The following is a 12499-nucleotide window of genomic DNA, read 5'->3' on the forward strand; positions in this document are numbered from 1 at the left end:
CCGGGGAGAGAACCGGCCGCATCGAACGGCCGCCCGTGCCCTACTCGCCTACTCGATCGCCGTGTAGATGCTGAAGATCGGGAGGTACAACGCCACGATCATGCCGCCGACGACGATCCCGAGGAACGCGATGAGGAGCGGCTCGATGAGCGCCGTGAGCTGCGCCGTCGTCGTCTTGACCTCCTGGTCGTAGAAATCGGCGATCTTGTCGAGCATCTGCTCGAGCGCACCCGAGTCCTCGCCGACGGCGATCATCTGCGTCACCATCGGCGGGAAGACCTTCTCGTCGATGAGCGGCAACGAGATCGACTGCCCCTGCCGCACCGCGTCCTGGACCCGCGACAAGGCGTTCTCGACGACCCAGTTCCCGGACGTCTCCCCCACGATCTGCAGCGCCTGCAGGATGGGGACGCCGGCGCCGATCATGTCCGAGAAGTTGCGGGCGAAGCGCGCGACGGCCAACTTCGTCATGAGTGGACCGAACACGGGAGCCTTGAGCTTCAACGGATCGATCGTGCGACGGACCTTCTCGGTGTTCTTGTTCTGCCGCCACCACACGGTCCCCACGATCGTCAGGACGATGAGGAGCGGCGCGAGCCACACCATCTGCTTCGAGAGGATGACGAGCAGCATCGTCGGCGCCGGCAGATCCGCACCGAACCCCGCGAACATCGTCTCGAAGATCGGCACGATGAAGATCAGCATCGCCGCGACGGACACGAAGCACATGATGATGACGATCACCGGGTACGTCATGGCCGACTTGATGCTGTCCCGCAGCTCGACCTCCTTCTCGAAGTTCGTCGCGACGGTCGAGAGCGCGTTGTCGAGGAACCCGCCGGTCTCGCCGGCCCTCACCATGTTGATCATGATGGGCGGGAAGTCGCGCGGGTGCTTCCGCATCGCGTCCGAGAGGGAGGTGCCCGCTTCGACGTCGTCGCGCACGCGCGCGAGGATCTTCGCGAGCGCGACCGACTCCGTCTGCTCGGCGAGGATCGTGAGCGTGCGGAGGAGGGAGAGACCGGCGCCCGACATCGTCGACATCTGCCGGCTCATGACGGCGAGGTCCTTGAGCGTCACACCCTTGGAGAGACCGGGGATCGAGATCTCGCGGTTGAGCCCCGTGCCGTCGGGGGCCTGCTCGATGGAGACCGGTGAGAGCCCCATGACCCGGAGCCGCGACGCCACTTGCGCCTCGCTCGTGGCGTCGACCCGGCCCTTCACGATCTTGCCGCTCGCATCGCGCCCCTTGTAGGCGTACGCGGTCATCGTGGGCATGTCAGGCCTCCGTCATGCGAGCCGACGGCACCGCGAGCGTGGTTCGAGCGGCCTCGCGGGTCGTCACGAACCGCTCCCCGAGAAGGCGTCACCGAAGTCGATCCCCGACGACCGCATCGCTTGAGCCGCGGCTTCCGTCGGCGACTCCACACGACCGAGCAGGCGCGCGAACGCCGACGGGTCGTGGGCCTTCGCCTCCGCAGCCTTCCGCGTGATCGATCCGGCGTTCACGAGTTCCGCGAGATGCTGATCCATCGTGTGCATGCCGAGGTCCTTGCCCGCCTGCATCGAGGAGATGATCTGGTACGTCTTGCCCTCGCGGATGAGGTTGCCGAGCGCCGGAGTCATCACGAGCACCTCGGTCGCGACGACGCGGCCCGATCCGCTCGCCTTCGGCACGAGAGTCTGGCAGACGACGCCCTGGAGCGTGCCCGCGAGCTGCGTGCGGACCTGGTCCTGCTGGTGCGGCGGGAACACGTCGATGACACGATCGATCGTCTGCGCGGCGTCCTGCGTGTGCAGGGTCGCGAAGACGAGGTGACCGGTCTCGGCCGCCGTGAGGGCCACGGAGATCGTCTCGAGGTCGCGCATCTCGCCGATGAGGATGACGTCGGGGTCCTGACGCAGGACGTGCTTGAGGGCGTTCGCGAAGCTCCGCGTGTCCTGCCCGACCTCGCGCTGGTTCACGATCGAGAGCTGGTTGGGGTGCATGAACTCGATCGGGTCCTCGACCGTCACGATGTGGTCGCGCCGCGTCTTGTTCACGAGGTCGATGAGGGCTGCGAGGGTCGTCGACTTGCCGGAGCCCGTCGGTCCCGTGACGAGCACGAGGCCGCGCGCGAGCGTCGCGAAGCGCGACACGGAGTCGGGTACGCCGAGAGCCGAGAGCGGCTTGATCTCCGTCGGGATGAGGCGGAACGCCGCGCCGATCGAGCCGCGCTGCTTGTAGTAGTTGACGCGGAAGCGGCTCGCCTCGGTGAGGGGGTGGGCGAAATCGAGTTCGAGCACGTCGGCGAATGCATCGCGTTGCCGGTCGTCGAGGATCGCGAGCAGCTCGCGCGACACCGTGTCGGCGTCCCACGGGCGCGCACCCTCGATGGGTTGCAACCCGCCGCTCACGCGGACCGTAGGCGGCGCGTCGCGTGTGATGTGCAGGTCGGATCCGCCGAGCGCCACGAGCTCGTGCAGGGCAGCCTCAAGCGTCACGTGGCGCGACGCCCCGGACCCTGACGCTGCCCCAGACGCCGACGCCGACGCCGACGCCGACAAAACTGTCGGCGCGGGAGCAGCGACGGACGCGGGAGCAGCCGCGGACGGCACGGAGCCGACCGTCGGGGCGGACACGAACGCGCTCACGTCGTGCGACACCGTGGACGGTGCCCGTGCAGCTTCAGCCTCGGCGGCCGCGGCGGCTTCCGCGGCCGCCGCCGCGAAGGCGTCCGCCGGTGCGCTCGCCTGCCGCTGCGCCCGACGGGACAGCTGCCCGGGAGCCCCCGGCGTCCAGCCGCCGGCGTCGTCGCCCGGCGGGGTCACCGGGATCTCGTAGATGGGACCTGTCACGCGTCGCTCCCTCGTCGTCCGATCGTGTGCTGTGTCGTTGTCGCCGATACTCGGAGGCGGCCTCCGCCGCGTCGCCCGCTCACACGGCCACCCGCAGGATCTCCTCGAGCGACGTGTAGCCCCGTAACGCCTTCGCGAAGCCGTCCTGACGGAGCGTGAGCATCCCTTGACGCTTCGCGACCCTGGCGATGTCGGCGGACGACGCACGTTCGACCGTGAGTCTTTCGATCTCCTCGGAGACGGCCATGACCTCGTGCACGGCGATGCGCCCGCGGTAGCCCGTGTTGGAGCACTGTCGACAACCGACGGGGGCGAAGAGCCGCACGGGCGCACCGTCCGGGCCGATCGAGGGGAAGCCGAGCCGATCGAGCTCCTCCCCCGACGGTTCGGCCGGTTGCTTGCACCGCTCGCACAGCTTTCGGGCGAGTCGCTGCGCCACAACGCAATCGAGGGCCGAGCCCACGAGGAACGGCTCGATCCCCATCTCGGTGAGACGCACGACGGCGCTCGGCGCATCGTTCGTGTGGAGCGTCGAGAGCACGAGGTGGCCCGTGAGCGATGCCTCGATGGCGATCTGCGCGGTCTCGTGGTCGCGGATCTCTCCGAGCAGCACGACGTCGGGGTCGCTCCGCAGGATGGAACGCAATGCGCTCGCGAACGTCAGGCCGGCCTTCGGATTGACCTGCACCTGGTTGATGCCGTCCATCCGGTACTCGACCGGGTCCTCGACCGTGATGACGTTGATCTCCGGCCGCGCGACGGCACCGAGCGTCGAGTACAGCGTCGTCGACTTGCCGGATCCCGTCGGACCGGTCACGAGGATCATGCCGTGCGGTTTCGAGATCGCCTTCTCGTAGACCCCGTAGTTGCGCTCGAGGAGGTTGAGGTCGCGGATGCTCATCGCGGTGTTCGAGTTGTCGAGGATCCGCATGACGACCTTCTCGCCCCACACCGTCGGCAGCGTCGCGACACGCAAGTCGATCTGGCGGCCGCCGTGCACGACGGACATGCGGCCGTCCTGCGGCTTCCGCCGCTCCGCGATGTCGATGTCGCTCATGATCTTGAGCCGCGAGATGACGCCGTTCTGGATGGCCTTCGGGGCGCTCTGCATCTCGTGCAGCACGCCGTCGATGCGGTAGCGGACACGCAACTCGTTCTCGGCCGGCTCGATGTGGATGTCGGACGCCTGGTCCTGGATCGCTTGCGACACGAGCAGGTTGACGACGCGCACGATGGGCGCGTCATCCTCTGACGACTCCGTCACGAGGGCCGCGTCGATCGACGTGCTCTCCTCCTCGAGCGTCGTCGTGAGGTCGCTGAGCTCGTCGTCCGCGCGCAAGTAGCGGTCCATCGCGGCCGCGAGGTCGTGCTGTTCCGCCATCACGGGCTCCACGACGAGGTGGGTCGCGGCGCGGACGTCGTCGATCGCGAAGACGTTGCCCGGGTCCGCTGTCGCGAGACGGATCCGACCGTCCTCGACACCGATCGGGAGTACGCCGTGCCGGCGGCAGATCGCGGACGACACCATCGAGACGGCGGTGCGGTCGACGGGGTACTCGAGGAGTTCGACGAAGTCGAGACCGCGCTGGATCGCGCGCGCCCGAGCCACGTGCGCCTCGGTCAGGACACCGTCCGCGACGAGGCCGCGCACGACGGCCTCCTCGTCGGCATGGTTCCGGCTCAACCGCTCGAGTCGGTCGAGATGCTGGAGCGGCAGGATGCCGTGCAGGATGAGCGTTTCCGTCATCGACGCCACGTGGGTCACCTCTTCCCTCGACGTGGCGGATCACACCACTCCCGCCGCACGCGCTGGGTTCACGCGTTCATCGGCCGGAGCAACGCTATTCGAGCCTCATCGGTGGGAACAGTCCCGCAATGTGGGCTCCCCCGTTCGGTGGACGCGGAGCCTCCGCCGTCGAGCGTGGGAACACCGAAGGGCCCCGGCGGATGCCGGGGCCCTTCGGGTGGATCACATCTCCTGCGGAGACTCGCGCCTAGCTGTAGTTGCCGGGCGTGAAGTCGTCGCTCGAGAAGCTGTCGAAGTCGACGAACGAGAGGTCCGCCTCGCTGAACGCGCCGTCGTCCGCGAAGATGCGGTTCGGGTAGCGCTCGGCCTTCGCCTCCTCCGTCGCCTCGACGGCGACGTTGCGGTAGCGCTGGAGACCAGTGCCCGCGGGGATGAGCTTTCCGATGATGACGTTCTCCTTGAGGCCGACGAGCGGGTCGCGCTTGCCTTCCATGGCGGCCTGCGTGAGGACACGCGTGGTCTCCTGGAACGACGCGGCCGACAGCCAGGACTCGGTCGCGAGGGACGCCTTGGTGATACCCATGACCTCCTGGCGAGCCGACGCCGTCTTCTTGCCCTCGGTCAACGCCTCGCGGTTGAGGTTGTTGTACTTCGAGCGGTCGACGAGCTCACCCGGCAGCAGGTCGGTGTCGCCGTGGTCGACGACGGTGACCTTGCGGAGCATCTGACGGACGATGACCTCGATGTGCTTGTCGTGGATCGGCACACCCTGCGACCGGTAGACGCCCTGGACGCCACCCACGAGGTGCTTCTGGACCTCGCGGACGCCCTGCACGCGCAGGACCTCCTTGGGGTCGACGGCACCGACGTGGATCTTCTGCCCGAGCTCGACGTGCTCGCCGTCCTCGACGAGGAGGGTCGCACGCTTGAGGACCGGGTAGACGACCGGCTCGTCGCCGTTGTCGGGGGTCAGGATGACCTTGCGGCTCTTGTCCGTCTCCTCGATCGTGATGCGACCGGCGGCCTCCGCGATCGGGGTCGCACCCTTCGGGGTACGGGCCTCGAACAGCTCCTGCACGCGGGGAAGACCCTGCGTGATGTCGTCGGCCGACGCGGAACCACCCGTGTGGAAGGTACGCATCGTGAGCTGGGTTCCCGGCTCACCGATCGACTGGGCCGCGATGATGCCGACGGCCTCGCCGATGTCGACGAGCTTGCCGGTCGCGAGCGAGCGGCCGTAGCAGGCAGCACACACACCGACGGCGGACTCGCACGTGAGGACCGAGCGGACCTTGATCGACTCGACGCCCGCGGCGACGAGCTTGTCGATCAGGACGTCTCCGACGTCCGATCCGGCCTCGGCGATGACCGTGCCGTTCGCGTCCACGGCGTCGGCCGCGAGCGAACGGGCGAACACGGAGTTCTCCACGTTCGCGTCACGGACGAGGGTGCCCTGGGCGTCGAACGCCGCGATCGGGAGCTCGAGCCCCTTGGTCGTCCCGCAGTCGTCCTCACGGATGATGACGTCCTGCGACACGTCGACGAGTCGACGAGTGAGGTATCCCGAGTCGGCCGTACGGAGGGCCGTGTCGGCCAGACCCTTACGGGCACCGTGCGTCGCGATGAAGTACTCGGCCACCGACAGACCCTCGCGGTACGAGGAGATGATCGGACGAGGGATGATGTCACCCTTCGGGTTGGACACGAGTCCACGCATACCGGCGATGTTCCGGATCTGCAGCCAGTTACCACGAGCGCCGGAGGACACCATGCGGTTGATGGTGTTGTCGACGGGGAAGTTGTCCCGCATCGCCTTCTGCACGTCGTCGGTCGCCTGCGTCCAGATCTTGATGAGCTCCGCACGACGCTCGGCGTCGGTCGTGAGGCCCTTCTCGAACTGCGACTGCACCTTGGCGGCCTGCTTCTCGTAACCCGCCACGATCTCGCGCTTGTTCGGCGGCGTGAGGATGTCGGAGAGAGCCACGGTCACACCGGAACGCGTCGCCCAGTGGAAACCGGCGTCCTTGATGCGGTCGAGGGTCGCGGCGACCTCCACCTTCGGGTAGCGCTCGGCGAGGTCGTTGACGATCGACGAGAGCTGGCCCTTGTCCGCCACGGCGTCGATGAACGGGTAGTCCACCGGGAGCGCCTCGTTGAAGAGCGCGCGACCGAGCGTCGTGGTGTGCAGGTACGGCTTGCCCTGCTCGAAGCCCTCGGGCGTCGCACCTTCGGCGAAGTACAGGCCCTCGAGACGGATGCGCACCTCGGCGTTCAGGTCGAGCGTGCCCTGGTCCTTCGCGAGGATCGCCTCGGCGATGCTCGAGAACGCACGGCCCTCGCCGACGGCACCGGGGGTGACCGTGGTGAGGTGGTGCAGACCGATGATCATGTCCTGGGAGGGCAGGGTCACCGGGCGGCCGTCGGACGGCTTCAGGATGTTGTTCGACGCGAGCATCAGGATGCGCGCCTCGGCCTGGGCCTCGACGGACAGCGGGAGGTGGACGGCCATCTGGTCACCGTCGAAGTCCGCGTTGAACGCGGCACACACGAGCGGGTGGAGCTGGATGGCCTTGCCCTCGACCAGCTGAGGCTCGAACGCCTGGATGCCGAGACGGTGCAGCGTGGGCGCACGGTTGAGGAGCACGGGCCGCTCGCGGATGATCTCCTCGAGCACGTCCCACACCTCGCCGCGTGAACGCTCGACCATGCGCTTGGCCGCCTTGATGTTCTGAGCGTGGCTCAGGTCGATCAGACGCTTGATCACGAACGGCTTGAACAGCTCGAGCGCCATCTGCTTGGGCAGACCGCACTGGTGGAGCTTGAGCTGCGGGCCGACGACGATGACCGAACGACCCGAGTAGTCGACGCGCTTTCCGAGCAGGTTCTGACGGAAGCGTCCCTGCTTGCCCTTGAGCATGTCGGACAGCGACTTGAGCGCACGGTTTCCGGTACCCGTGACCGGGCGACCGCGGCGGCCGTTGTCGAACAGCGCGTCGACGGCCTCCTGGAGCATGCGCTTCTCGTTGTTGACGATGATCTCGGGGGCACCGAGGTCGAGCAGACGACGGAGACGGTTGTTGCGGTTGATCACACGACGGTAGAGGTCGTTGAGGTCGGACGTCGCGAAGCGGCCACCGTCGAGCTGCACCATGGGGCGGAGCTCCGGCGGGATCACGGGCACGACGTCGAGCACCATCGCCGCCGGCGAGTTGCCGGTCTGGACGAAGGAGTTGACGACGCGGAGCCGCTTGATCGCACGGATCTTCTTCTGGCCCTTGCCCTCGGCGATCTGCTGGTGGAGCAGCTCTGCCTCGGCGTTCAGGTCGAAGGAGAGCAGGCGCTTCTTGATCGACTCGGCACCCATGTAGGCCTCGAAGTACAGGCCGAAACGGTCCTGCAGCTCGTGGAACACGGCGTCCTCGGGCTTGAGGTCGCCGACCTTGAGGGTGCGGAAGTCCTCCCACACGCGCTCGAGGTGGGCGATCTGCTCGTCGAAGGACTTGCGGGTCTGACCCATCTCCTTCTCGGCGGCGTCCTTGGTCTTGCGCTTCTGGTCGGCCTTGGCGCCTTCCTCCTCGAGAGCCGCGAGGTCGTCCTCGAGCTTCTTGAGGCGGTCGGCGATGCGGGCGTCGCGCTGGTCGCCGAGCGTCTTGATCTCGAGCCGCAGCTCGTTCTCGAGACCCGGCATGTCCTGGTGACGTGCCTCCTCGTCGACACTGATCACCATGTACGCGGCGAAGTAGATGACCTTCTCGAGGTCCTTCGGCGCCATGTCGAGCAGGTAGCCGAGACGGCTCGGAACACCCTTGAAGTACCAGATGTGCGTGACGGGCGCGGCGAGCTCGATGTGGCCCATGCGCTCACGGCGGACGGAGGACTTCGTGACCTCCACGCCGCAGCGCTCGCACACGATGCCCTTGAACCGGACGCGCTTGTACTTGCCGCACGCGCACTCCCAGTCACGGGACGGCCCGAAGATCTGCTCTCCGAAGAGACCGTCCTTCTCGGGCTTCAGGGTGCGGTAGTTGATGGTCTCCGGCTTCTTGACCTCACCGTACGACCACCGACGGATGTCGTCAGCGGTGGCCAGGCCGATGCGGAGTTCGTCGAAAGTTGTTGCGTCGAGCAATTCTTATCTCCTACGGAATGTTTCTCGAAGTTCTAACGATGTGTAGGCGCTGCGCCTGAATGGGTACAGTGCCCGGATCAGATCTCGTCGATGGACGAGGACTCGAACCGCGAGGAAATGTTGATGCCGAGCTCTTCCGCCGCGCGGAACGCATCGTCGTCGGTGTCACGGAGACTGACCGCCGTACCGTCGGCCGAGAGGACCTCGACGTTCAGGCAGAGCGACTGCATCTCCTTCATGAGGACCTTGAAGCTCTCGGGGATACCGGGCTCCTGGATGTTCTCGCCCTTGACGATCGCCTCGTACACCTTGACGCGGCCGAGGATGTCGTCGGACTTGATCGTGAGGAGCTCCTGGAGCGCGTAAGCGGCGCCGTAGGCCTCGAGGGCCCACACCTCCATCTCACCGAACCGCTGTCCACCGAACTGCGCCTTACCACCGAGCGGCTGCTGGGTGATCATCGAGTACGGTCCCGTGGAACGGGCGTGGATCTTGTCGTCCACGAGGTGGTGCAGCTTCAGGATGTACATGTAGCCGACCGAGACGGGCGCGGGGAACGGCTCGCCGGAACGACCGTCGAACAGTCGCGTCTTGCCGGAGGAGCCGATGAGGCGGTCTCCGTCGCGCGTGACGTTCGTCGAGTCGAGCAGACCGGCGATCTCCTCCTCCGCTGCGCCGTCGAACACGGGCGTCGCGACCTTGGTACCGGGAGCGGCCTCACGAGCGTGCTCCGGCAGGTTCTTCGCCCAGTCCGGGTTGCCCTCGATCTTCCATCCCTGCTGGGCGATCCAGCCGAGGTGGAGTTCGAGGACCTGTCCGAAGTTCATTCGACCGGGGATACCGAGCGGGTTGAGGATGACGTCGACCGGCGTGCCGTCCTCGAGGAACGGCATGTCCTCGACGGGCAGGATCTTCGCGATGACACCCTTGTTGCCGTGACGGCCGGCGAGCTTGTCGCCCTCGGTGATCTTGCGCTTCTGGGCGATGTAGACGACAACGCGGCGGTTGACGCCCGAGCCGAGCTCGTCGTCGCCGTCCTCCGCGTTGAACTCCTTCACCGCGATGATCGTGCCGGACTCGCCGTGGGGCACCTTGAGGCTCGTGTCGCGCACCTCGCGGCTCTTCTCGTTGAAGATCGCGCGGAGCAGGCGCTCCTCGGCACTCAGCTCGGTCTCGCCCTTCGGCGTGACCTTGCCGACGAGGATGTCGCCAGGACGGACCTCGGCGCCGATGCGGATGATGCCGCGCTCGTCGAGGTCCTTGAGCAGTTCGGGGCTCACGTTGGGGAGGTCACGGGTGATCTCCTCCTTGCCGAGCTTCGTGTCGCGCGAGTCGACCTCGTACTCCTCGATGTGGATCGACGAGAGGACGTCGTCCTTCACGAGGTTCTGGCTGAGGATGATCGCGTCCTCGAAGTTGTGACCCTCCCACGTCATGAACGCCACGAGGAGGTTCTTGCCGAGCGCGAGCTCGCCGTTCTCCGTCGCGGGGCCGTCGGCGATGACCTCGCCGACCTCGACGCGGTCGCCCGCGTTGACGATGACACGGTGGTTGTAGCTCGTGCCCTGGTTGGAGCGGTCGAACTTCCGCAGGTAGTAGGTCTGCGTCCCGCCCTCGTCGAGCTGGATCGTGACGACGTCGGCCGAGACCTCGGCGACGACACCGGCCTTCTGCGCGGTGAGCACGTCACCGGCGTCGATGGCCGCGTAGCCCTCCATACCGGTTCCGACGAGCGGCGAGTCGCTGCGGAGCAGCGGAACCGCCTGACGCTGCATGTTCGCACCCATGAGGGCGCGGTTCGCGTCGTCGTGCTCGAGGAACGGGATGAGCGACGTACCGACCGACACCATCTGGCGCGGCGAGACGTCCATGTAGCCGATGTCCTCGGCCGGCACGAGGTCGACCTCTCCGCCGGTCTGACGGGCGAGGACCCGGTCCTCCTGGAAGTGACCGTCGGACTTCAGCGGCGCGTTGGCCTGGGCGACGATGAAGTCCGCCTCCTCCATCGCGGTGAGGTAGTCGATCTGGTCGGTGACCCGGCCGTCGACGACGCGACGGTACGGCGTCTCGATGAAACCGAACGCGTTGATGCGGGCGAAGGACGCGAGCGAGCCGATGAGGCCGATGTTCGGGCCTTCCGGGGTCTCGATCGGGCACATGCGGCCGTAGTGCGACGGGTGGACGTCACGGACCTCGACGCCGGCACGCTCACGCGACAGACCACCGGGGCCGAGCGCCGAGAGACGACGCTTGTGCGTGAGACCCGCGAGCGGGTTGTTCTGGTCCATGAACTGCGACAGCTGGGACGTTCCGAAGAACTCCTTGATCGCGGCGACGACGGGACGCACGTTGATGAGCGTCTGCGGCGTGATGGCCTCGATGTCCTGCGTCGTCATGCGCTCGCGGACGACGCGCTCCATCCGGCTGAGGCCCGTGCGGACCTGGTTCTGGATGAGCTCTCCGACGGCGCGGATGCGACGGTTGCCGAAATTGTCGATGTCGTCCGTGTCGAGACGGATCTCGGCCGGCTTGCCGTTGCGGAGGCCGTTGAACGTGGTCTCCTCGGCGTGCAGGCGGACGAGGTACTTGATCGTCGCGACGATGTCGTCGACCGTCAGGACGGAGTCGCTGAGCGGAGCGTCGAGACCGAGCTTCTTGTTGATCTTGTACCGGCCGACCTTCGCGAGGTCGTAGCGCTTCGAGTTGAAGTAGAAGTTGTCGAGGAGCGCGCGAGCGGCCTCGGCGGCCACCTGCTCGCCCGGACGGAGCTTCCGGTAGATGTCGCGAAGCGCGTCCTCCTTCGACAGGATCGCGTCCTTCTCGAGCGTCAGCTCGATGGACTCGTAGCCCTTGAACTCGTCGAGGATCTGCTCGCTCGTGAGGCCGAGTGCCTTGAGGAACACCGTGACCGACTGCTTGCGCTTGCGGTCGATGCGGACGCCGACCTGGTCGCGCTTGTCGATCTCGAACTCGAGCCAGGCGCCACGGCTCGGGATGATGCGAGCGGAGTAGATGTCCTTGTCGGAGGTCTTCTCCTGCTGGCGCTCGAAGTAGACGCCAGGGCTGCGGACGAGCTGGGACACGACGACACGCTCGGTGCCGTTGATGATGAACGTGCCCTTCTCGGTCATGAGAGGGAAGTCGCCCATGAAGACCGTCTGGGTCTTGATCTCGCCCGTCTGGTGGTTCATGAACTCGGCCTCGACGTAGAGAGGGGCCGCGTAGGTCTTGCCGCGCTCCTTGCACTCCTCGATGGAGTACTTCTCGGGCTCGAGGTACGGGTTCGCGAACGAGAGCTGCATCGTCTCACCGAGGTCCTCGATGGGGGAGATCTCCTCGAAGATCTCGTCGAGTCCGCTCTTGGACGGCAGGTCCTGTCGGCCTTCCGCCGACGCCTCGTCGACGCGGGCCTTCCAGGCCTCGCTCCCGACGAGCCAGTCGAAGCTCTCCGTCTGCAGTGCGAGCAGATCGGGAACCGTCAGGGTGTCGCTGATCTTGGCGAACGACAGTCGGGAAGCCCCGCGGCCGTTCTTGGGTGTGGTGGGAGTTGCGTTGCGCGCAGCAGCCAAGGAAATAACCTCCGTGGACCCCGTCAGGTCGTATCACTGTCAGTTGATGAGGGAAGTCTCGCCGGACGCACAGAAAGGAGCACCTCGAAACCACGGGGAAGTGGGATCATCGTGCACACGGGCCGACCGCAATATGAAGGCAGAGTGAAACGTCTGGGAGCGCAAAGGTCAATCATATGCCGAGTTATCCCCTGTGTCTACTTCTCGGCTTGACCT

At 66.6% G+C, this 12499-nt stretch carries 5 protein-coding genes; all 5 read right to left on the reverse strand.

Annotated features, from left to right (window positions below):
* Positions 1 to 48: 48 nt before the first annotated feature.
* The 5 genes from ELQ90_RS11885 to rpoB all read right to left on the reverse strand — a co-directional run bounded on the left by ELQ90_RS11885 (position 49) and on the right by rpoB (position 12283).
* Positions 49 to 1278, reverse strand: coding sequence for a type II secretion system F family protein (locus tag ELQ90_RS11885; protein ID WP_208020643.1), 1230 nt, complete (start codon positions 1276 to 1278; stop codon positions 49 to 51).
* Positions 1279 to 1341: 63 nt separating this feature from the next.
* A complete protein-coding gene (locus ELQ90_RS11890; protein WP_243696149.1) occupies positions 1342 to 2838 on the reverse strand; it encodes a type IV pilus twitching motility protein PilT in 1497 nt (498 codons plus the stop codon).
* Positions 2839 to 2917: 79 nt separating this feature from the next.
* Entirely contained in the window at positions 2918 to 4594 is a 1677-nt protein-coding gene (locus tag ELQ90_RS11895; RefSeq protein ID WP_128495492.1) for a GspE/PulE family protein, read from the reverse strand.
* A 238-nt stretch (positions 4595 to 4832) separates the two neighbouring features.
* Positions 4833 to 8714 carry a DNA-directed RNA polymerase subunit beta' gene (rpoC, locus tag ELQ90_RS11900; protein WP_128495493.1) on the reverse strand — a complete coding sequence of 1294 codons (3882 nt, stop codon included), beginning with the start codon at positions 8712 to 8714 and terminating at the stop codon, positions 4833 to 4835.
* A gap of 77 nt (positions 8715 to 8791) precedes the next feature.
* Positions 8792 to 12283, reverse strand: coding sequence for a DNA-directed RNA polymerase subunit beta (gene rpoB / locus ELQ90_RS11905; protein ID WP_128495494.1), 3492 nt, complete (start codon positions 12281 to 12283; stop codon positions 8792 to 8794).
* Positions 12284 to 12499: the final 216 nt, after the last annotated feature.

It is taken from the genome of Labedella phragmitis, from assembly GCF_004078635.1.
Lineage (GTDB): Bacteria > Actinomycetota > Actinomycetes > Actinomycetales > Microbacteriaceae > Labedella > Labedella phragmitis.